Origin of the sequence: Aeromonas popoffii, from assembly GCF_000820025.1 — a bacterium.
In the GTDB taxonomy this organism is placed as follows: domain Bacteria; phylum Pseudomonadota; class Gammaproteobacteria; order Enterobacterales; family Aeromonadaceae; genus Aeromonas; species Aeromonas popoffii.
In genome coordinates this window covers 1-514 of sequence record NZ_CDBI01000022.1, presented here as the reverse complement: position 1 = coordinate 514, position 514 = coordinate 1, and the positions used below count along the sequence as shown (strand labels likewise).

Below are 514 nucleotides of genomic sequence, written 5' to 3'. Positions count from 1 at the left end.
GAAGTACAACAAGGACCAAATAAATTTTGGTTTTCGCCAAGAAGTTTCCAAAGCACTTGTAACAAATGTTTGAGAACTACTTTTTAAATCAGCTTTCCAGATTGTTAAAGAGCATGTTTGCAACAGCATTCACTTATAAAGTGCGCTGAAGAAAACAGACATAAACATTACATGCTTATGTCTGCATTCTTGTTAGCAAGAGAGAAGTGGCGTCCCCTAGGGGATTCGAACCCCTGTTACCGCCGTGAAAGGGCGGTGTCCTAGGCCTCTAGACGAAGGGGACGAAAATCATGCTTTGCGAAGTAAACTTCGCAATGATTTTCGTAAAGGCAACGTGCCGAGCCGGCGAGGCCGAGCGACATGTCGTCTTTAGCGCAGCTCGTTGTTATCGCTAACTCTGAATTGGGTAACCGCTTTCGCCGTTATTCACATCCCAACCCAACGAACGGGCTTCTCTCGCTTGGCCTTTCGACCAAACAAGCACTGACGCATGCGCATCAGGTCTTTGCTCTAA

At 46.3% G+C, this 514-nt stretch carries 1 tRNA gene; it reads right to left on the bottom strand.

Annotated elements, in window-relative coordinates:
• Window positions 1-207 precede the first annotated feature (207 nt).
• Window positions 208-283: transfer RNA gene (locus BN1129_RS05135), tRNA-Glu, on the bottom strand.
• Window positions 284-514: the final 231 nt, after the last annotated feature.